At 69.3% G+C, this 19905-nt stretch carries 17 protein-coding genes; 11 read left to right on the top strand and 6 right to left on the bottom strand.

Annotated elements, in window-relative coordinates; genetic code table 11:
- Nucleotides 1-31: 31 nt before the first annotated feature.
- Together VFK57_08680 and VFK57_08685 are read left to right on the top strand one after the other, a co-directional pair.
- Nucleotides 32-1276: an NAD(P)/FAD-dependent oxidoreductase gene (locus VFK57_08680; protein HET7695767.1), complete on the top strand. Its 1245-nt coding sequence runs from the start codon at nucleotides 32-34 to the stop codon at nucleotides 1274-1276.
- Nucleotides 1273-2286 (top strand): DUF3810 family protein, encoded by a 1014-nt coding sequence (locus VFK57_08685; protein HET7695768.1) that lies wholly within the window; start codon nucleotides 1273-1275, stop codon nucleotides 2284-2286. The genes VFK57_08680 and VFK57_08685 overlap by 4 nt, the downstream gene beginning before the upstream one ends.
- A 32-nt stretch (nucleotides 2287-2318) precedes the next feature.
- Here VFK57_08685 and VFK57_08690 read toward each other — a convergent pair whose 3' ends face one another.
- The gene (locus tag VFK57_08690; protein HET7695769.1) at nucleotides 2319-2561 is read right to left on the bottom strand and encodes a hypothetical protein; all 243 of its coding nucleotides are present in this window, start codon (nucleotides 2559-2561) and stop codon (nucleotides 2319-2321) included.
- Between the two features lie 43 nt (nucleotides 2562-2604).
- On the opposite strand from VFK57_08690, the gene VFK57_08695 reads away from it, so the two are divergent.
- Nucleotides 2605-3699, top strand: a complete 1095-nt coding sequence (locus VFK57_08695; GenBank protein HET7695770.1) for a hypothetical protein — start codon at nucleotides 2605-2607, stop codon at nucleotides 3697-3699.
- On the opposite strand, the gene VFK57_08700 is transcribed toward VFK57_08695, so the two are convergent.
- A complete protein-coding gene (locus tag VFK57_08700; protein HET7695771.1) occupies nucleotides 3680-4486 on the bottom strand; it encodes a DUF4097 family beta strand repeat-containing protein in 807 nt (268 codons plus the stop codon). The two genes, VFK57_08695 and VFK57_08700, sit on opposite strands and share 20 nt — an antisense overlap.
- Nucleotides 4487-4558: 72 nt before the next feature.
- Between VFK57_08700 and VFK57_08705 the strand changes: the two genes are divergently transcribed.
- The 4 genes from VFK57_08705 (at nucleotide 4559) to VFK57_08720 (ending at nucleotide 9169) form a co-directional block, all read left to right on the top strand.
- Nucleotides 4559-5011, top strand: a complete 453-nt coding sequence (locus VFK57_08705) for a hypothetical protein (protein HET7695772.1) — start codon at nucleotides 4559-4561, stop codon at nucleotides 5009-5011.
- An 8-nt stretch (nucleotides 5012-5019) separates the two neighbouring features.
- Complete coding sequence (locus tag VFK57_08710) at nucleotides 5020-7848, top strand: prolyl oligopeptidase family serine peptidase (GenBank protein HET7695773.1); 2829 nt, start codon at nucleotides 5020-5022, stop codon at nucleotides 7846-7848.
- Nucleotides 7845-8252, top strand: a complete 408-nt coding sequence (locus tag VFK57_08715) for a VOC family protein (GenBank protein HET7695774.1) — start codon at nucleotides 7845-7847, stop codon at nucleotides 8250-8252. The genes VFK57_08710 and VFK57_08715 overlap by 4 nt, the downstream gene beginning before the upstream one ends.
- Before the next feature lie 257 nt (nucleotides 8253-8509).
- The gene (locus VFK57_08720; GenBank protein HET7695775.1) at nucleotides 8510-9169 is read left to right on the top strand and encodes a transposase; all 660 of its coding nucleotides are present in this window, start codon (nucleotides 8510-8512) and stop codon (nucleotides 9167-9169) included.
- 44 nt (nucleotides 9170-9213) lie between these two features.
- On the opposite strand, the gene VFK57_08725 is transcribed toward VFK57_08720, so the two are convergent.
- Complete coding sequence (locus tag VFK57_08725) at nucleotides 9214-10176, bottom strand: threonine/serine dehydratase (GenBank protein HET7695776.1); 963 nt, start codon at nucleotides 10174-10176, stop codon at nucleotides 9214-9216.
- Nucleotides 10177-10211: 35 nt separating this feature from the next.
- On the opposite strand from VFK57_08725, the gene VFK57_08730 reads away from it, so the two are divergent.
- Entirely contained in the window at nucleotides 10212-10769 is a 558-nt protein-coding gene (locus VFK57_08730) for a hypothetical protein (GenBank protein ID HET7695777.1), read from the top strand.
- Between the two features lie 20 nt (nucleotides 10770-10789).
- Here VFK57_08730 and VFK57_08735 read toward each other — a convergent pair whose 3' ends face one another.
- Complete coding sequence (locus VFK57_08735) at nucleotides 10790-10933, bottom strand: hypothetical protein (GenBank protein HET7695778.1); 144 nt, start codon at nucleotides 10931-10933, stop codon at nucleotides 10790-10792.
- Between the two features lie 57 nt (nucleotides 10934-10990).
- Nucleotides 10991-11740, bottom strand: coding sequence for an ABC transporter ATP-binding protein (locus VFK57_08740; protein HET7695779.1), 750 nt, complete (start codon nucleotides 11738-11740; stop codon nucleotides 10991-10993).
- A 158-nt stretch (nucleotides 11741-11898) separates the two neighbouring features.
- Between VFK57_08740 and VFK57_08745 the strand changes: the two genes are divergently transcribed.
- From VFK57_08745 to VFK57_08755, 3 genes are read left to right on the top strand one after another with little or no spacing between them, the layout of a single operon-like run.
- A complete protein-coding gene (locus VFK57_08745) occupies nucleotides 11899-14322 on the top strand; it encodes a fused MFS/spermidine synthase (protein ID HET7695780.1) in 2424 nt (807 codons plus the stop codon).
- 60 nt (nucleotides 14323-14382) lie between these two features.
- Nucleotides 14383-15285, top strand: a complete 903-nt coding sequence (locus tag VFK57_08750) for an alpha/beta fold hydrolase (GenBank protein HET7695781.1) — start codon at nucleotides 14383-14385, stop codon at nucleotides 15283-15285.
- 5 nt (nucleotides 15286-15290) lie between these two features.
- Entirely contained in the window at nucleotides 15291-17147 is a 1857-nt protein-coding gene (locus VFK57_08755; GenBank protein ID HET7695782.1) for an amidase family protein, read from the top strand.
- Between the two features lie 141 nt (nucleotides 17148-17288).
- Here VFK57_08755 and VFK57_08760 read toward each other — a convergent pair whose 3' ends face one another.
- On the bottom strand, nucleotides 17289-19760 hold the full coding sequence (locus tag VFK57_08760; GenBank protein HET7695783.1) for an ABC transporter permease: 2472 nt from the start codon (nucleotides 19758-19760) through the stop codon (nucleotides 17289-17291).
- Between the last annotated feature and the right edge of the window lie 145 nt (nucleotides 19761-19905).

Here is a 19905-nt window from a genome sequence, read left to right on the forward strand (position 1 = left end):
CAATCCCCGTTCCTCTTCATATACTGAACTCATGCCGCACGTGCTCATCGTCGGGGGCGGATTCGGCGGTCTTTATGCGGCGCGGGCGTTCCGCGGTCAGCCCGTCGACGTGACGCTCGTGGACAAGCGGAACCATCACGTGTTCCAGCCATTGCTCTACCAGGTGGCAATGGCGGCCTTGTCGCCGGGGGATATTGCGTCTCCCATCCGGTGGATCCTGAGGAAGCAGTCGAACGTGCAGGTGCTGCTCGGCGAGGTCGCGCGCATCGATCCCGCGGCGCGCAAGGCCTGGCTGACCGACGGCGCGACAGTGACGTTCGATTACGCCATCGTCGCGCCGGGGACGACGCACGCGTATTTCGGGCACGAGGAGTGGCGCCCTCGCGCGCCGGGCCTGAAGACGCTGGAGGATGCGCTGGAGATCCGGCGCCGCGTGCTGCTGGCGTTCGAGCGCGCCGAGCGCGAGCCGGATCCGGCGCGCCGCGGTCCATTGTTGACGTTCGTGATCATCGGCGGCGGGCCGACCGGGGTCGAGATGGCCGGCGCGATGGCGGAGATTTCGCGCCACTCGCTGGCGCGCGACTTCCGGCAGTTCGATCCCGGATCGGCAAAGATCATCCTGCTCGAGGGTGGCCCCTGGGTGCTGGCGAACTTTCCGGAACCGCTCCGCGATGCCGCGCGGCGCGATCTCGAGCGCCTCGGTGTCGAGGTGAGGACCAGCGAAGCGGTGACCGACGTGGCGGACGGGCGCGTGCGCACGAGCAAGGGGGAGATTGAGTCGGAGACGATCCTCTGGGCCGCCGGAGTGGCGGCGTCCCCGCTCGGCGCGACGCTCGGCGTGCCGACGGACCGCGCGGGACGGGTGCTCGTCCAGCCCGATCTCACCATTCCAGGCCATCCGCATGTGTTCGTGATTGGCGATCTCGCGTCGCTCACCGGGCCGAACGGACGTCCGCTGCCGGGCGTGGCACAGGTCGCGATGCAGGGGGGCGTGCACGCCGCGCGCAACATCCTGCGGTCGATTGAAGGGCAGCCGCTGCGGCCGTTCGTGTACCGCAATCTCGGCGACATGGCGACCATCGGCCGGGCGTCGGCGGTGGGCGACCTGCCGGTGGTTCAACTGAAGGGGCTGTTGGGCTGGCTGGTCTGGCTCTTCATTCACATCTTCAATCTGATTGGCTTCAGGAACCGGCTGGTCGTGATGGTGCAGTGGGCGTGGTCGTATTTCACCTATCAGCGCGCCATACGCCTGATCACCGGCGGCCCGGCGACATGAAGCGGGCCGCCTGGATGGCGGCGTTCGCGATCGCGCTGATCGCGGCGCTGCTGCCGCTGCCCCCTGCCGCGGTCGAACGATGGTACTCACACGGCATCTTCCCGCCGCTGCAGCGCGTCCTGACCGCCGTTTCGAATCTGGTCCCGTTCGCCCTCTTCGACGTGCTGTGGATCGGCGGGGCGGCGGCCGCCGGCGTGCTCGTCTACCGCAGCCGCGCATACGGCTGGAAGAAGGGCACGCTGCACGTCGCGACCGTGCTTGCCTGCGTTGCCGCGGCGAGCTACCTCGCGTTCCTGGCGGCGTGGGGACTCAACTACCGCCGCCTGCCGCTGTCCGACAAGGTGGTCTTCGAGGAGGAGCGCATCACGGCGGAGGCGCACGCGGCGCTCGGGGACCGCGCGGTGGCGACGCTGAACGCGGAATACGTGCGGGCGCATGAACGTCCGCTCGATCGGGACCGGCTGCTCGCGGCGTTCCAGGACGCGCACCGGGTGCTGGGCGGATCGCCGATCGTCCCCGGCGTGCCGAAGCCGACGCTGCTCGGCTGGTATTTCCACAAAGCGTCGATCGCCGGCATGACCAACCCGTTCCTGCTCGAGACCCTGCTCGCGCCCGACCTGCTCGACGTCGAGCTGCCGTTCGTCATCGCGCACGAATGGGCGCACCTGGCCGGCTATGCGGATGAATCCGAAGCCAACTTCGTCGCCTATCTCACCTGCCAGCGTGCCGACGCGGGGGCGCGCTACAGCGCCGCGCTCATGTTGATCGGCTACGCGCCGGGCACGCGCCCGCTGAAGGACTCGCTCGACATCGGTCCGAAAATCGACCTCGTCGCCATCCGGACGCGGTACGCGCAGACCAGCGGCGTCCTGCGCTTCGCGGCGCGGGAGAGCTACGACCGTTACCTCAAGGCGAATCGCGTCGAGAAGGGAATCGAGAGCTACGACGCAGTGGTGCAGCTCATCCTGGGCACGCCGCTCGATGCCGCCGGAAACCCGCGCCTGCGCTGACGCGGGCCCGCCGCTTGCAGCCGCATCCGGTGCTATGCCGGATCGAGCGTATCCACGTCCGACGAAGTCACCGGCGCCACACCGCGGCCGGTCCGGAGGTCGTCGGGGCGAACGTCCGGGTTCCTGCTCAGGAACTCGACGTCGCGCCACTTGCGCCAGCCGCACTCATGACAGCGATACGGCTGCCGATCCGTCAGCTTCTGGCGCAACTGTTCGGCGACGCCGCGAAGCCGTGAGGGGTAGACGCGGGTGGACGCGCAACGCGGGCATTTCATGGCCGGCCTCAGGGGAGGCCCCGATTCTAACACGGCAGGCGCGATGGCTCGGGCGCTGACGCTTGCCGCGGCAAAGGACCCGCTCGTCTCCGCACGTGCGGCCGGGCTCGTCTACACGGCCAACGCGCAGCCCGGGATCACGAGGGTGAAGCGCGGCAAGGCCTTCGCGTATCTCGACGCGCAGCGGCGCGCCGTCCGCGACAAGGAGACGCTCGCGCGCATCCGCTCGCTCGTCATCCCGCCGGCCTGGGCCGACGTGTGGATCTGCACCAATCCCCGCGGCCACCTGCAGGCGACCGGGCGCGACGCGCGCGGCCGCAAGCAGTACCGCTATCACCCGAAGTGGCGGGAAGTTCGCGACGACACCAAGTACGGACGGATGATCGCGTTCGGCCAGGCGCTGCCGGTGATCCGCCGGCGCACCGAGGCCGATCTGCGCCGCGACGGCCTGCCGCGGGAGAAGGTCCTCGCGGCGGTGGTGCGGCTCCTCGAGAAGACCTTCATCCGGGTGGGGAACGACGAGTACGCGCGCGACAACAAGTCGTTCGGCCTGACCACGATGCGCGACGGCCACGTCAAGGTGTCGGGGTCGACGGTGCGCTTCATCTTCCGCGGCAAGTCCGGCGTCGAGCACGCGCTCGCGCTCGACGATCGCCGGCTCGCGAAGATCGTCAAGCAGTGCCGGGATCTGCCTGGCCAGGAGCTGTTTCAGTACAAGGACGACACGGGCGCGGTCGTCGACATCGGGTCGGGCGACGTGAACGCCTACTTGAAGGAGATTACCGGCGAGGACTTCACGTCCAAGGACTTCCGCACCTGGGCGGGAACGGTGCTCGCCGCGCAGCTGCTGCGCGCCTACGAGCGCGTCGATTCGCAGGCGCGCGCCAAGAAGAACGTCGTTGCCGCGATCGAGCACGTGGCGAAGCAGCTGGGGAACACGCGCGCGGTCTGCCGCAAGTGCTACGTGCACCCGGCGGTGATCGACGCGTACCTGGACGGCACGATGATGAAGACCGTCGCGCAGCGGGCGCGCGCGGTGCAGGCGGTGGGGAAGCTGACCGCGGCCGAGACCGCGGTCCTCTCGCTGCTTCAGCGCCGATCGGCGAGCCGCTCGAAGCTCAGCGCGCGGTCAGCGTGATCCCGCCGTTGACGCCCTCGATCTGAACCCGCGGGCCGCCGCCGTTCAGCCGCCCTTCCAGGCGCCGGCGGTTCTTCTCGCCAGTGATGTCGATCGGAAGATCGCCGGGGCTGATGCCGCCGTTGGCGATGCTGGCGGAGATCGTCGCCCTGGCGTCGCGGGGCAGCCGCACCTTGATGCCGCCGTTGGTGCATTCGAGCTTGACGCCGCCGTCTGCGATCGCCGCCATGTCGATGTCGAGGCCGCCGTTGGTGCTCGCGGCTTCGAGCTGACCGGTGAGGCCGCGCGCTTCCACCCCGCCGTTGGTGGTCTCCGCGAAGACCCGTCCCTTCAGCCCCGCGATCTCGATTCCGCCATTGACCGTCGTCAATCTGACCTCGGCGCCGGCCGGGACCCTCACCGTGTACTCGACCTGCAGGTTGCCGCCGTTCAGGACGATGCCGGTCATGCGCGCGACCTTGGTCTCGAGCTTGACGCTCCCGGCGGACACGGTTTCGACGATGCTGGCGCGTTCCAGCGACGCCTTGGCCTGCTCCGGCGTCGCGCCGCGCGCCTTCTTCGTGGCGGTGACGTCGACGGTGTTGCCCGACGACGGTTCGACGCGGATCCTGCCGTTGACGTTGCCGATCTCGACGCGGCCGTTCGCGTCGAGCGGATAGGACTTCTGCCAGGTGGCGCTTTCCTCCGACCGCAGATCGGCGGTGACGATGTCGCAGCCGCTGCCGAGGATGGCGGCGAGCGCGATGGCGGCGGCCGGAGCGAGGCGTGTCTTGACCCGTGAAATCATGGGCGTCTCCCTCAGGCCACTATACGCGCTCGCCGGGCGGGCCGTTCCGCGCTACAATCCCCCCCGTTTCCCATGTCTGAGCGCAAGTATCGTCAGCGCGGCTACCAGGACGAGCCGCGCGAGCCGCGGGAGCGCAAGCCCGAGCAGGCCAGGAAGGAATACGCGCCGCGCGGCCAGCCGCCGATCGCGCCCAAGACCTTCAGCATGCCGGGCTTCCGCGAGGTCGTGAAGTGCGCCCGCTGCGGCGCCGAGCTCACCGTCGCCGTCGCCTGGAGCGCCGCCGGCCAGTGCCCGCGCTGCCAGAGCGATCTCCACAGCTGCGCGCAGTGCGCCCACTTCGACACCAGCGCGCCGTTCGAGTGTCAGCGGCCGATCGCCGCCCGGGTCTCGCCGAAGGACGCGCGCAATACCTGCAGCCACTTCGAGCCGCGCACGACGGTCGAGCGTGAAACGAAGTCCGCCCCCTCCAGTTCCGGCGGCAGCGCGTCGAGCGCCAAGAAGGCGTTCGACGATTTGTTCAAGTAGGACTCGCCATGAAGCTCGCGACCCTGGCGCTGGGGCTGATGCTCCTCGCGTCCCCCTTTGCGGTCTCGCCGGCGGGACAGGGCGTCCCCGCCGCAGCATCCCCGGCCCGCGCCGCGCTGCTGCCGCCGAAGCCCGCGGACTTCGGGCAGTGGGAGCGGCTGCAGACGACCGGTGAGCGCGGCGGGCTGTCGGCCGATGGGCGCTGGCTCGTGTACGCGATCAACCGGACGAACGGCGACAACGAGCTGCGCGTCGCCGCCGTCGCGGACGGCGCGACGAGGACGATCGCGTTCGGCAGCGCGCCGGTGTTCTCGGCCGATTCGCGCTGGCTGGCCGCCTCGGTCGGCTACTCCGAAGCGCAGCAGGACAAGCTGCGCAAGGAGAAGAAACCGATCCGCCGCAAGCTCGCGCTCATGAATCTCGGTTCCGGCGCGGTGACGGCGCTCGACAACATCGAGACGTTCGCGTTCAGCGCCGACGGCCGTCACCTCCTGATCCGCCACTACGCACCCGAACGCACCCCGGCGCGCAGCGGCGAGCCCGATCCCGCCGCGGCACTGGATCCGGACGAGTCGCCCGGCGTCACGGTGATCGTGCGCGATCTCGCCAGCGGCCGCGACACCACGTTCGGCAACGTCGCCGAGGCCGCGTGGCAGCACAAGGGGCGGCTGCTCGCGCTGTCGATCGCCGCGGAGGATCGCGCCGGCAACGGCGTCCAGATCTTCGATCCCTCGTCCGGCACCCTGCGCGTGCTGGACTCCGCCCCGGCGCGCTATCTGGCGCTCGTCTGGCGCCGCGACGCGGACGATCTCGCCGCCCTCAGGTCGCAGACGGACGACAAGCGCGACGGCGCGAACTATTCCGTGCTGGCGTGGACCGGCGTCGGCGGCGCGGAGAAGCGCCACCAGTACGATCCGGCGGCAGACACCGCGCTCGGTGCGGCGCGGCGCGTCGTCGCATTCCGCCGGCCGGCCTGGTCCGACGACGGCGCGCGGATCTTCGTGGGGATCGCTCCGTGGCCCGAGAAGGCGCCGAAGAAAGACAAGGACGCCGACGCGGCCGACGCGCCGACCGTCGACGTCTGGCACCCGCGCGACGTCGACGTGATGCCGAAACAGAAGGTCGGCGCGGCGCGCGATCGGCAGCGCAGCCTGCTTGCCGCGTGGGCGCTCGACACGCCGTCCGTCGTCGTGCTCGGCAAGGATTATTTCGAGCAGGTGACGCCGCTCAAGGGGACGGCCCTCGCCTGCGCGGTGAGCTGGACGGCGTCGGCGCTCGATCGCAGCTGGGGGCGGTTCGGCTCGGCCTCCATCGCGCTCGTCGACGTGGCGACCGGGCAGCGTTCGGTGGTGGTCGAGCGCGCCGACGACCGGTTCGTGCGCGCGAGCCCGGACGGCAAGTACATCCTGTTCTTCCTCGACGGGCATTACTCGACGATCGATACGGCCCGGCGGATCGTGACCAACATCACCAGGACGATCGCGACGTCGTTCGCCGATCGCGAGTCGGATTCGACCGACGTGCAGCGTCCGTGGTTCGGTGTCGCCGGATGGACGACCGGGGACCGCGACGTCCTGCTCTACGACAAGTTCGACGTCTGGCAGGTGGCGGCGAACGGATCGCGGGCGGTCAAGCTCACCGACGGCGCCGCCGAGCAGATCACGTTCCGCTACGCCGATCTGGATCCGCAGGAGGAGGCGATCGATCTGACGCAGCCGTCGTATCTCGAGATGTTCGGCGCGTGGACGAAGAAGTCGGGCTACGCGCTGCTCGCGCCCGGCGCGGCGTCGCCGCAGCGGCTCGCGTGGATGGACAAGCGCGTGACGGCGCTGGCGAAGGCCAAGGACGCGGACGTGTATCAGTACGTCGTCCAGAGCTACGACGACTCGCCCGATGTCTTCATTGCCGGCCCGCGCCTCGCCGATGCGAGGCCGGTGACCGCCACCAATCCGTTCCAGGCCAAGTACGCCTGGGGACGCGCCGAGCTGGTCGAGTTCAGGAGCGAGAAGGGGCAGCGGCTGCAGGGCGTGCTGCGGTATCCGGCGAACTACGAGCGCGGCCGGAAGTATCCGATGATCGTCTACGTGTACGAGAAGGTCTCGGACGGCGTGCACCGCTACATCGCGCCGTCCGAGCGCGAGTACTACAATGCGACCGCGTTCACCAGCGCGGGCTACTTCGAGTTCGAGCCGGACATCGTGTTCCGTCCGCGCGAACCGGGGCTCTCGGTGATCGAGTGCGTGCGGCCGGCCGTCGCCGCCGTCGTGCAGATGGGCGTGGTGGATCCGAAGCGGATCGGCATGATCGGGCATTCCTGGGGCGGGTTCGACACCGCGTATCTGGCCACGCATACCGACATCATGGCCGCGGCGGTCGCCGGGGCGCCGATCACGAACCTGGTGAGCAACTACGGCAGCCATCACTTCTCGTCCGGCATCGCCGAGACCGACCACATCGAGACCGGCCAGCAGCGCATGCAGGTGCCGCTCTGGGAAGATCTCGCCGCCTACACGCGCAACTCGGCGGTCTTCGGCGTCAGCACGATGACCACGCCGCTCCTGATCGAAGTCGGCGACGCGGACGGCACCGTCTACTGGCATCAGGGGGTCGAGCTGTACAACGCCGCGCGCCGCGCGAAGAAGGACGTCGTGCTGCTCGTCTACGGCGGCGAGGACCACGGCCTGCGGCAGAAGGCGAACCAAATCGACTATCACCAGCGGATTCTGGCGTGGTTCGGCCACTACCTGAAGGGAGAGCCGGCGGAAGCGTGGATCAAGGAGGGCGTGAGCTTCCTGGACAGAGACCGGGCGCTGAAGACGTCGGGATCGTCGGATTGAGCGCCTACCTCCACCTGGTCGCGCTGGTCGTGCACGAGTACGATCCGGCGATCCGGTTCTTCGTCGACGTGCTCGGGTTCGACCTGGTCGAGGACTCGCCGTCGGTGACGTCGGATGGCGCGCCGAAGCGGTGGGTCGTGGTGCGCCCTCCGGGCGCACAGACCGGCCTGCTGCTCGCTCGTGCCGACGGCGCCAGCCAGTCCGCCGTCGTCGGCCGCCAGCACGCGGGCCGCGTCGGCTTCTTCCTCCGCGTGGACGACTTCGCGTCCGCCTGGCAGCGCCTGACGGCGGCCGGCGTCGAGTTCCTCCGTCCGCCGACCGACGCGCCCTACGGGCCCGTCGCCGTGTTCCTCGACATCGCCGGGAACCGCTGGGACCTGATCGGCCCGCCGCCGCCCGCCTAACCCCACCCTCCCCCGCGCACGTCCGCGCGAGAGGACAGAAGGGGTCAGACCCGGGTCTGGCTCCTTGTTCGTTTGACGCGTGGCGATTGCTGCGCGGTGGCGCCGTTTTCACCAGCGCAATGAACGCGTACTTTCTGGGCGGACACCCGCGATTCGCGCCGTTTTCCTAAGGATCTCGCTTGGCTCGATTCGTGATCGCGAGGTCGATCATGCCGAGGCCGCTCCGGATCCGAGATGCCGGATTACTGCACCACGTGATGTCACGCGGAACCGGGAGGATGAAGATCTTCCTCGACGACGGCGACCGTCACATGTTCATGCTGCTGCTGGCGGACGTGGTCACGGAGTATGCGCTCGACTGCTATGACTTCTGCCTGATGAACAACCATTTCCATCTGTCGATCCGCAACCGCCGCCGCAATCTCTCCGAAGCGATGCAGAAGCTGAAAGGAGAGTACGCTTCGAGCTGGAACGCAAAACGCGGACGGGTGGGGCACACGTTCGAAGGGCCATTCAGGGATCAGATCGTCCAGGACCAGCGGTATTTCCGGACGCTGGCGCGATACATCGCTCGCAATCCGGTCCGCGCTCACCTGGTGCTCAGGCCCGTAGACTGGCGGTGGAGCAGTTACCGGTATCACGCCGGCGTCGAGGCCGCGCCGGAGTTTCTCGCCAGCGCCCGCTTGCTCGAATCTTTTGCCGCGGGCGATCCTGAGGCGGCACGCCGCGCCTACATCGCACATGTCAACTCGATGTCCGACGGAGAAAAGGACACGGAGTTGTTTCGGGCACGCCGCCGGATCGTCGGGGATGCGGCGTTCAGGAACGCGATTCGGGCCAAGGAGAAGGCATTACGGGCAGCAGCACGGCCGGCGATGTTCGGCACGGACGCGGCGTTCGCCAACCTGCCGGTGTAACCGAAACAGGACAAAAGGGGTCAGACCCGGGTCAGGCTCCATTCTCAGTTCCACCGCAGGCCTTTCAGCTGATCGAGGTTGACGTTGCCGCCGCTGAGGACGCACACCACTTTCGTCTTCGGCGGCGCGCTGATGAGACCTTGCAGGAGCGCCGCGACCGGCGCCGCCGCGGCCCCCTCGGGGACGACCTTCAGGTGCGACATGATCCAGACGACGCCCTCGAAGATCTGTTCGTCGGGCAGCGTCACCAGATCGTCGACGTACTGCCGGACGATCTCGTAGTTCAGCGTCCCGACCCGCTTCACCCGCAGACCGTCGATGATGCAGTCGACGCGCTCCAGCGTGACGAGCCCCCCTTCGCGGACGCTCCGCGTCATGCCCGGCGCGCCGGACGATTCGACGCCGATGACCTTGATCCCCGGATTGCACGCCTTCAGCGCGGTCGCGACGCCGGCGATCAGTCCGCCGCCGCCGATCGGGACGATCGCGAGCTCGACGTCCGGCCAGTCCTGGTAGATTTCGAGTCCCACCGTCCCCTGGCCGAGGATCAGCTGTTCGTCGTCGAACGGATGGATGTAGGTATAGCCCTTCTCCTCGACGAGCTGTTTCGCCTTCTCGTTGGCCTCGTCCCAGATCGTGCCGTGCAGCACCACCTCGGCGCCGTAGGCCCGCGTGGCCTCCACCTTCGATCGCGTCGCGTTCTCCGCCATGCACACCACGGCCTTGATCCCGTAGTGCGCCGCCGCGAGCGCGACCCCCTGCGCGTGATTGCCGGCAGACGAGCAGATGACGCCGCGGCGCTTCTGCTCCTCGGTGAGCTGCGCGAACTTGTTCATCGGACCGCGGATCTTGTACGAGCCGCCGCGCTGGAACATCTCGGCCTTGACGCGCACCTCGAACCCGGTGCGCTCGCTGAGCAGCCGCGAGGTGAGCAGCGGGGTGTGATAGACGAAATCGCCCATGCGGGCGCGCGCCTGCTCGAATGCGGCGCGGGGATACCGAGACATCCGGCGAGTATAGCCGCTATAGTGAAGGCGATCCGATGACCGCCGACGTCCTGTGCCGCTACGCCACCGACGGCGATGGCCGCCTCGTGTTCGTCGACGAGGCGTGGTGCGCGTTCGCCGCCGCCAACGATGCGCCGGAATACGCCGCTCCCGAGCGGCTCTACGGCCGCATGCTGCTCTCGTTCATCTCGGAACCGACCACGAAACTCATCTACGTCGCGTTGATGCAGCGGGTAGTCGAGCAGCGCCAGCCGGTAAGCGTCCCCTTTCGCTGCGACGCGCCGGCGCTCCGCCGCTGGCTCGAGCTGACGATGACCGCGCGTGACGACGGCGGGATCGATTTCGTCAGCCGGCAGCTGCACAGCGAGCCGCGCGATCCGCCGTTCGACTTCCGCGGCGCGCCGCACGGCGCCTCGACGCTGGTGCGCATGTGCAGCTGGTGCAAGAACGTCGAGCTCTCGCCGGACACGTGGGGCACGGCGGAGGAGGCGGTGCGCGCGTTCGGCCTGTTTGGCGCGGCGTCGGTCCCGCAGGTCACCCACGGGATCTGCCCGCCGTGCGTCGCCCGCTTCGAACTGGACCTGCGGCGGTAGCCTCGCGGCCGCCGCAAGGCTCACAGCTCGATCCGTTCGCGCGCGCCGCCGCTGTAGAATGCGGTCGTCGCCGGCTGCCACCTCCAGCCGCGGAGCCGCGCGTGCGCGTCGTCGAGCGCTGCGGCCAGCCGCGCACGCACCGCGGAGATCGAGTACGCCTTCATGACTGAACACCGGCCGGGCGGCAGCGCCTTACGTGCCGAGCGGTGCGCCGCCCGCAATCAGGAGACGGGTTCCGCGACGACGCGGCCGTCGAACAGGTAGATGCGGCGGCTGGTGCGGGCGATGTGCCGCGGATCGTGCGTCGCCAGGCAGATGGTGGCGCCGCCCGCCCGCAGCTCTTCGAGCATCTGCATCACCGCTTCGCCGGCCTTCGAATCGAGGTTGCCGGTTGGCTCGTCCGCAAGGACGATCGGCGGCCGTCCGGCGATGGCGCGGGCGATGGCGACGAGCTGCTGGTGGCCGCCGGACAGCGATCCCGGCCGCTGCTTCCGGCGCGCGGCGAATCCCACGCGGTCGAGCGCCGCCTCGACGCGCGCCTGCCGATCGGCGGCGGCGACGCCTCGCAGCGTGAGCGGATACTCGACGTTCTCGTACACGGTCATGTCGCCGATCAAGTTGAAGCTCTGGAAGATCAAGCCGACGTCGACGTTGCGCATCCGCGCCTTCTCCGCGGCGGCGAGCCGATCGACGCGCCGGCCGGCGAACCAGTAGCGTCCGCTGGTGGGGGCGTCGAGCAGCGCCAGAATCGACAACAGGGTCGATTTGCCGCAGCCCGACGGCCCTGAAATCGAGATGTATTCTCCCCGGTCGATGTCCAGCGTCACGCCGTCGAGCGCCCGCGTGCTGCCGTCGGGACCGTCCTCACCGCCGAAGATTTTGCCGATGCCGTCGAGCCGGATGAGCGGCATGGCCGGATCCGGCGCCGTGGCGTCTTCCTGACTCGATCTGCTGCGTTTCCACCAGCTCACTGGGCCCTCCGCGAATACCAGTATTGGACGCATGGCGGCCTGCCAACGTTGGCACGATCTGCGGGAACCGGGTAAGCGCGGCCCCCCCGGTCCACGTATTACGCGTGATAACATCCCCGTTTTCCCAGGATGACGACGAACCCAGAAAGGGCCTTTCGATGACGCCGCGTCGGTTCCTCCCCGCGCTGCTGCTGCTGTTCGTCGGCAGCGGCTGCGCGGCCTTGATATATGAAGTGGTCTGGTTCCAGTTGCTGCAACTGGTGATCGGGTCCTCGGCGGTGTCCATGGGAGTGCTGCTCGGCACGTTCATGGGCGGCATGTGTCTCGGCAGTTTCCTGCTGCCGCGGTATGTCGGCCGCGGCCAGCACCCGTTGAAGGTGTACGCGTTCCTCGAGCTCGGGATCGCCGTGTTCGGGCTGGTGATCCTGTTCGGGATGCCGCTCCTGAACAGCGTCTACGTTTCGATTTCCGGCGGCGCCGGCGTGTTCGGCATCCTGATGCGCGGCATCGCCGCCGGCGTCATTCTGCTGCCGCCGACGCTCCTCATGGGGGCGACGCTGCCGGCGATGTCGCGCTGGGTCGAGTCGACGCCCGAAGGCGTCTCGTGGCTCGGGTTCTTCTACGGCGGCAACATCGGCGGCGGCGTGCTCGGGTCGCTGCTCGCCGGCTTCTATCTGCTGCGCGTCTACGACCTGTTCGTGGCCACGTTCGTCGCCGTCGCGCTGAACATCGCCGTCGCCGTGATCGGCCTCGTGATCGCGAAGTCGGCGCCGATGGTCGAGACGCTGCCGTCGGATCGGGCCGAGCGGCCGGCGAAGCCGGTGTCGGGCGGCTGGGCGATCTATGTCGCCATCGCGCTGTCGGGCGCGACGGCGCTGTCGTCGGAAGTGATCTGGACGCGTCTGCTGTCGCTGCTGTTCGGCGGCACCGTCTATACCTTTTCCCTGATCCTGGCCGTGTTCCTGCTCGGTCTCGGCATCGGCAGCAGCGCCGGTTCGGCGATTGGGCGCGGGTCGGCGCGGCCGCGCGTGCTCTTCGGCTGGTGCCAGATGCTCTTGTGCGGCGCGATCGCGTGGGCCGCCTACATGCTCACCCAATCGATGCCGTTCTGGCCGGTGAATCCGTCGATCAGCAGCGATCCGTGGTTCAACTTCCAGCTCGACTTCGTCCGCTGCATGTGGGTGGTGCTGCCCGGTTCGATCCTGTGGGGCGCGAGCTTCCCGCTCGCGCTGGCGTCGCTCGCGTCGCGCGGGCAGGATCCGGCACGGCTGGTGGGCGGCGTGTATGCGGCGAACACGGTGGGCGCGATCGTCGGATCGCTCTGCGGCAGCCTGCTGCTCGTCACGTGGCTCGGCACCCAGCACGCCACGCAGTTGCTCATTCTGCTGTCGGCGCTGTCGGGATTGCTCGTGCTGTCGACCGGATCGAGCGAGGAGCCGGCGGGGCGCTTCGCCTTTGCCGGCACCATCACGATCATCGTCGCGGCGGCGATCGCCGGGCTGCTCTCGCGCAGCGTCCAGCCGATTCCCGGCATCTTCGCCGCCTACGGACGTTACGCGGCGACCCGCGTCGGCCAGGCGGACGTCATCTACATGGGTGAGGGCTGGAACGCGACCGTCGCGGTGACGCGCCTCGGCGGCAACGTGCTCAACTATCACAACGCCGGAAAGGTCCAGGCCTCGAGCGAGCCCCAGGACATGCGGCTGCAGCGGATGCTCGGTCACTTGACGACGCTGATCCCCAAGCAGGCCAGGAAGGTCGTCGTCATCGGCTGCGGCGCCGGCGTGACCGCAGGCGCCGTGTCGATCGACCCCGTCGTCGAACACCAGACCATCGCCGAGATCGAGCCGCTGGTGCCGCAAGTCGTCGCGAAGTACTTCGGCGAGCACAATTTCCACGTCGTCGACAACCCGAAGGTCCACGTCCGGATCGACGACGCGCGGCACTACCTGCTGACGACCGACGAGAAGTTCGACGCGATTACGTCGGATCCGCTCGATCCCTGGGTGAAGGGGGCGGCGATGCTCTACACCGAGGAGTTCTTCGAACTGGTGAAGTCGAAACTGAACCCGGGCGGCGCGGTCACGCTGTTCGTGCAGCTCTACGAGAGCAATACCGAGGCGGTGAAGAGCGAGATCGCGACGTTCATGAAGGTGTTCCCCAACGGCATCGTGTGGGGGAACACCAACAACGGCGCCGGCTACGATCTCGTCCTGCTCGGCCAGGTCGAAGACACCAAGATCGACGTCGACGCCATCCAGGCCAAGCTGCAGCGGCCGGAGTACGCGCCGATGGCGCAGTCGCTCCGGGAGATCGGCATGAATTCCGCGGTGGATCTGTTCTCGACGTTCGCGGGCCGCGCCAGGGATCTGCAGCCCTGGCTCGCCGACGCGACCATCAACCGCGACCGCAACCTGCGCCTGCAGTTCCTCGCCGGCATGGGCCTGAACCTCTATCAGAGCGACGTGATCTACTCCGGGATGCTGGCGCACGCCACGCGGTTCCCGGACGAGCTGTTCATCGCCTCGCCGGAGACGATGGATGCCCTTCGCGCCGGCATCCGGCGCGAGCAGGGGCGGTAGGCGGCGGGGTGCCGGGTGCGGGGTGCTTGGGTACGAGTGCTGGGTGCCGGCTGCGCAATCGTGGGCGCGCTGACGCCCGCGTTCGCGCAGCCGGCGCCGCGCCCCCCCGGGCCCATCAAGCACGACGTCGTCGCTGACGACGGCCACCATCTGACCGTCTGGCAGCGCCGGGGGGCGCTGCCGCGGGCGACCAGGATCCTGCTGATTCACGGGCGCACCTGGAGCAGCCTGCCCAACTTCGACCTGCGCGTTCCGGGGGAAGAGCGATCGTTCATGGAGGCGCTGGGGACCGCCGGCCTGGACGTGTTCGCGCTCGATTTGCGCGGCTACGGATCCACGCCGCGCGATGCCAGCGGATTCCTCACGCCGGACCGCGCCGTCGCCGACGTTGCCGCGGTCGTCTCGTGGATGCAGCAGCAGGACGCGCGCAAGGGGGGCACCTACGTGTTCGGGCTGTCGCGCGGCGCCATGATCGCCGCGATGACGGCGCAGAAGCACCCCGAGAAGGTGGCGGGGATCGTCCTCCTCGGGTTCGGTTTCGATCCGGACGTACGGGCGGCGCCGTCGGATCCCGGCGTGCGTCCCGGCCGGGTGCGCAACACCAGCGACGCGGCGATTTCCGACTTCATCACCCGCGATGCCTACACCGGCGCGACGATGAGCGCGTTCGTCCGCGCCGCGCTGCAGACCGATCCCGTGCTGGCCGACTGGCGCGACGAGCAGCAGTTCAATGCGTTCGTGCCGGCGCGGGTCCAGGTGCCGGTGCTGCTGGTGCACGGCGATCGCGATCCCCAGGCGCCGATGTCCATCGGCACGAAGCTGTTCAACCGCTTCGGTACACCCGACAAGTGGTGGATAATCCTGCCCGGCGCCGACCACGCCGCGCACCTCGAGAAGTCCGCGCCGCTGCTGGTGCGCACCGTCGTCAATTTCACCCGGCGCCACGAGACAGGACGTCCGTGACCATGATGAACATGCCCCGTATCGCATTGGCCGCCGCCGCGCTGTTGACCGCCGGCGCGACGCTGCCCGCGCAGCAGACCTCCCGGCCGGCCCGCCCGGCGGCCTTCACCGTGTTCGAGGCCAGCATTCCGGAGATGCAGGCGGCGATGAAAGCCGGGCGCACGACGTCGCGCGAGATCGTGCAGCAGTACCTCACCCGCATCGCGATGTACGAAGACAAGCTGCGCGCCGCGATCACCGTGAATCCGAAAGCGCTCGAGGAAGCGGACGCGCGCGATCGCGACCGCGCGCGCGGCCGGATCCTCGGGCCGCTGCACGGTATTCCGATCGCGTTGAAGGACAACATCCATACGACCGGCCTGCCGACGACGGGAGGCGCGCTCGCCTTCGAGCACCTCGTCCCGCCGTACGAAGCGACGCTGACCAGAAACCTGCGTGACGCCGGCGCGATCATCATCGCCAAGACCGGCATGACCGAGCTCGCCAACTACGTGACCGCCGGCATGCCCACCAACTACAACGCCGTGCACGGCTACGGGATGAACCCCTACGATCCGCGCCGCGATCCGCGGACCAGCGCGGATGGCCGGCCGGTGCTGATGACCGGCGGATCCAGCTCGGGGATCGGCACCGCGGCGAACTTCTGGGCCGGCAACGTGGGGACGGAAACGTCGGGGTCGATCCTCAGTCCGTCGAATCAGAACATGCTGGCGGCGGTGAAGCCCACCGTCGGCCGCATCAGCCGCTACGGCGTCATTCCGATCACCGCGGATCAGGACACGCCCGGGCCGATGGCGAAGTTCGTCGCCGACGTCGCGATCATGATGGGAGTGCTCGAAGGGGCGAAGCCGGATCCGAACGATCCGGCCACCAAGGCGTGCACGCCGCCGCCCGGCAACGATTACACGAAGTTCCTGCGCGCCGACGGGCTGAAAGGGGCGCGGATCGGCATCCCGCGCAAGAACTACTACGAGCCGTTCACGATTCCCGGCACCGAGCGCCCGCGCGGCGGCCTCAACCCTGCGCAGACGAAGGTGATGGACGAGGCGATGGCGGCGCTGAAGGCGGCCGGCGCGACGCTGATCGACGTCGACATTCCCAGCATCATGAACAAGGAGCCGAAGGAGAACCTGCTGCTGTCGGGCAACTCCGTCGTGCTCAGCTACGGGATGAAGCGCGACTTCAACGCGTGGCTGGCGTCGCTCGGCGCCGCCGCGCCGGTGAAGAACCTGACCGAGCTGCGCGAGTGGAACAAGGCGCACGAACGGATGGGGGCGATCAAGTACGGGCAGACGCTCCTCGATGCGTCGGATGCGCTCGATCTCGAGAAGGACAAGGCGCGCTACGAGGAGGATCGCGCGCGCGACGTCCGCCTGGGCGGCACCAACGGCATCGACGCGGTCGTCAAGGCGCACAACCTCGACGCGCTGCTGTTCCCTGGTCCGAGCTCGGCAGGGATCGCATCCAAGCCCGGGTACCCGACGGTGCTCGTGCCGTTCGGCATGATTCCGAATACCCCGGGCAATCCCGGCGGACGCGGCGGCGGCGCCGGCCGCGGGGCCGCTCCTGCGACCCCGCCGGCGGCGCCCGGCACGACCCCGGGGGCCGCGCCTGCACCGTCCGCCCCTGCCACCACGACGGCGCCGACGACTGCCGCGCCGGCCACGGGCACGACCGCCGCGACGCAGACGTCGAGCACGCCGCCGCCGCCCGCACCGCTCCCGCCCGGCTTCGATCCGAAGCCGCAGCCCTACGGTGTCGGCTTCACCGGGCCGGCGTGCAGCGAGCCGAAGCTCCTGCAGCTCGCCTACGCATTCGAGCAGGCGACGAAGAAGAGGACGCCGCCGCCCGGACTGCGCTGAACCGCCGATACCGCGCCGGGATTTGCCTGCCCGCTGAGACGCGCCACGGCCGAGGCTGCAAAGATCACAGAGGTCACAACGATAACGAAGAAGACCAGTTCCTTGTCGCCCGTCTCAGTCAAGGCGGCGAGCGGCCGCCACTCAGCGGATCGCCGCCAGCGGGTCCACCCGCGTGGCGCGATACGCCGGAATGAGCGCGGCAACGGCGGCGACCACGGTCAGCAGCAGCGCGACGGCCGCGAAGACTGCCGGATCGTAGGTGCGGACGCCGAACACCAGTGACACCATCACCCGCGTGAGCACCAGCGCCGCGCCGACGCCGAACACGACTCCCGCCGCCGCCAGCCGCAATCCCTGGACCAGGATCATGTTGCGCACGTCTTCGGGCAGCGCGCCGAGCGCCATCCGGATGCCGATCTCCTGCGTGCGCTGCTGCACCGAGTACGACATCAGGCCGTAGAATCCGACCGCCGCCAGAATCAGCGCCGCCACGGCGAACGCCGTCATCAGCGTCACGTGGAACGCGGCGCGGCGCGCCGGGCCTGCCAGAATCTCGTCCATCGTCCGCGTCCGCGCGACCGGCAGCCCTCCGCTGGCATCGCGCAGCTCGCGTTCGACCGCGGTCCGCAGGAGCCGCGGCTCGATCTCGGTGCGCACCGACCACGTGAGCGGAAACAGCCGGTTGTTCCGCAGCGTCATCGCGTCGGAGACCTGCCCGAGCGGCACGTACACGGTCGGCTCGGGATTGCGGTTCTGCTCCTCGTCCCGCGGGTCCGCGACGACGCCGATGATCCGGCGCGGACTGTCGCGGAACTCGGGTCCGGCGCCGGGCCCGATCGTGATCGTCTCGCCGACCGGATCGTTGGTCTGCCAGTAGCGGCGGGCGAGCGCCGCGTTCACGATCACCACCGGCTCGCCGTCTCGATCGTCGTGATCGACGAACACGCGGCCGCGAAGCAGGGGAATGCGGAACACGTCGAAATAGCCCGGCGACACCCCGCGCCAGGCGACCGTCCCCTCGAAGGGCGCGTTCACCGGACGACGATCGATGACGAACGGCAGCGCGAAGGCCGGCTCCAGGGGCAGCGACCGCGATGCCGCAACCGCGGCGATGCCGGGCACCCCCGCGAGGCGCTGACGCGCGTTCCTGAACACGGCGTCCACCGCATCGGCCTGCTGGAGCGGCGTGCCGCTGAGGGAGGTGTCGAGCACCATCACCTGCCGCGGATCGAACCCGCGATCGACGTCACGCAGCGCCGACAGCGTGCGCACCATCAGTCCGCAGCCGACGAGGAGCACGATCGCGAGTGCCATCTCGGCCACCACCAGCGCCGACTGCGTTCGGTGACGGCGCCAGCCGCCGCCGCTGGCGATGCCCCCATCCTTGAAGGCGGAGCTGAGATCGACGCGCGAGGTCGTGAGCGCCGGCAGCACGCCGAAGAGCACGCCGGTCGTGAGCGCGATGCCGGCCGTGAACCAGACGGCCGCCGGATCGAGGACGATGGCGGCGGCGTCGCGCGCGAGCGACGGGATGGCGTGCGCCCCGGCGCGGACGATCGCGCGCAGCCCGATCGCTCCGGCGGCGAGCCCGAGCAGTCCGCCGCCGGCCGCGAGCAGCGTGCTTTCGGTGAGCAGCTGCCGGATCACCCGTGAGCGCTGCGCGCCGAGCGCGGTGCGCGTCGCGATCTCGCGCCGCCGCCGCTGCCCGCGCGCGAGGAGCAGCGTCGCGACATTGGCGCAGCCGATCAGGAGCACGAACGCGACCGCGCCGGTCAGCATCCGCAGCGCCGGCTTCACATCGCCGATCATCGCGTCGCGAAGCGGCACCGCCCAGAAGTCCTCCCACGGGCCCATCGAGAGCGGGAACTTCACCCGGAACTCTGCCGAGGTGTTCGCCAGCTGCCCGCCGGCGCGCGCCGCCGTGACGTTGCGGAACATCCTGCCGACGACGCGGACGGAGTTGGCGAAGTCCAGACTGAACGGATCCGCCTGGAGCGGCAGGTAGACGTCGGCCGGCGGATCGGGCCGGAACGCCGCGCCGAGCACGCCGACGATCTCGTACGACGCGCCGCCCAGCGGCAGGACGCGCCCGATCACGCCGGGGTCCCCGCCGAACCGGCGCATCCAGAAGCCGTGGGAGAGCACGGCCACGTGCGGCCCGCGGGGACGATCCTCCTGCCATCGGAAGGTGCGGCCGAACAGCGGCCGGGCGCCGAACACGCCGAAGTAGTCCTGCGACACGTGCAGCGCCGAGAGATGTTCGGGAGGTCCGGCGCCGATCAGGTTCACGCCGGGATCGGCCGCTTGGTACGCGGCGAGGTGGCTGAAGATGCGAACGCTCTGCTTCCAGGCGAAGAACTTGGGGATCGAGGTGTCGAGCGTGTAGCTCGCTCGCGACGGATCGTGCGTGATGACCACCTGCACGATCTGCCCGGCGTCGGGGAAGGGCAGCGGCCGCAGCAGCAGCGCGTTGACCACGGAGAAGACGGCGGTGTTGGCGCCGATGCACATGGCCAGCACCGCGACCGCGGCGAGCGTGAAGCCGCGCGTCCGCCGCATCAGCCGCCACGCCTGGTGGATGTCGCGGATCACGTCGTCGAGGAACGTGCGCATCGGGACTTCGCGGTCGCCGGCGGCACCCGGACAGCAAGGGCGGCGCCATCCCGATCACCCGGAAAAGACTGGCGTTGGGCGCCGCCTGCCCCGCCGGGGTGCGCGCCCGCGGGACGCAGCGTTCCGGATCCGGCCGGCCGGGGTA

Source organism: Vicinamibacterales bacterium, from assembly GCA_035699745.1.
Lineage (GTDB): Bacteria > Acidobacteriota > Vicinamibacteria > Vicinamibacterales > 2-12-FULL-66-21 > JAICSD01.

What these genes read in the sequence shown, in the direction of transcription:
- VFK57_08680 (HET7695767.1), top strand. Translation starts at nt 32, where the DNA reads ATGCCGCACGTGCTCATCGTCGGGGGCGGATTCGGCGGTCTTTATGCG.
- VFK57_08685 (HET7695768.1), top strand. Translation starts at nt 1,273, where the DNA reads ATGAAGCGGGCCGCCTGGATGGCGGCGTTCGCGATCGCGCTGATCGCG.
- VFK57_08690 (HET7695769.1), bottom strand. Translation starts at nt 2,561, where the DNA reads ATGAAATGCCCGCGTTGCGCGTCCACCCGCGTCTACCCCTCACGGCTT.
- VFK57_08695 (HET7695770.1), top strand. Translation starts at nt 2,605, where the DNA reads ATGGCTCGGGCGCTGACGCTTGCCGCGGCAAAGGACCCGCTCGTCTCC.
- VFK57_08700 (HET7695771.1), bottom strand. Translation starts at nt 4,486, where the DNA reads ATGATTTCACGGGTCAAGACACGCCTCGCTCCGGCCGCCGCCATCGCG.
- VFK57_08705 (HET7695772.1), top strand. Translation starts at nt 4,559, where the DNA reads ATGTCTGAGCGCAAGTATCGTCAGCGCGGCTACCAGGACGAGCCGCGC.
- VFK57_08710 (HET7695773.1), top strand. Translation starts at nt 5,020, where the DNA reads ATGAAGCTCGCGACCCTGGCGCTGGGGCTGATGCTCCTCGCGTCCCCC.
- VFK57_08720 (HET7695775.1), top strand. Translation starts at nt 8,510, where the DNA reads ATGTCACGCGGAACCGGGAGGATGAAGATCTTCCTCGACGACGGCGAC.
- VFK57_08725 (HET7695776.1), bottom strand. Translation starts at nt 10,176, where the DNA reads ATGTCTCGGTATCCCCGCGCCGCATTCGAGCAGGCGCGCGCCCGCATG.
- VFK57_08730 (HET7695777.1), top strand. Translation starts at nt 10,212, where the DNA reads ATGACCGCCGACGTCCTGTGCCGCTACGCCACCGACGGCGATGGCCGC.
- VFK57_08735 (HET7695778.1), bottom strand. Translation starts at nt 10,933, where the DNA reads ATGAAGGCGTACTCGATCTCCGCGGTGCGTGCGCGGCTGGCCGCAGCG.
- VFK57_08745 (HET7695780.1), top strand. Translation starts at nt 11,899, where the DNA reads ATGACGCCGCGTCGGTTCCTCCCCGCGCTGCTGCTGCTGTTCGTCGGC.
- VFK57_08755 (HET7695782.1), top strand. Translation starts at nt 15,291, where the DNA reads ATGAACATGCCCCGTATCGCATTGGCCGCCGCCGCGCTGTTGACCGCC.
- VFK57_08760 (HET7695783.1), bottom strand. Translation starts at nt 19,760, where the DNA reads ATGCGCACGTTCCTCGACGACGTGATCCGCGACATCCACCAGGCGTGG.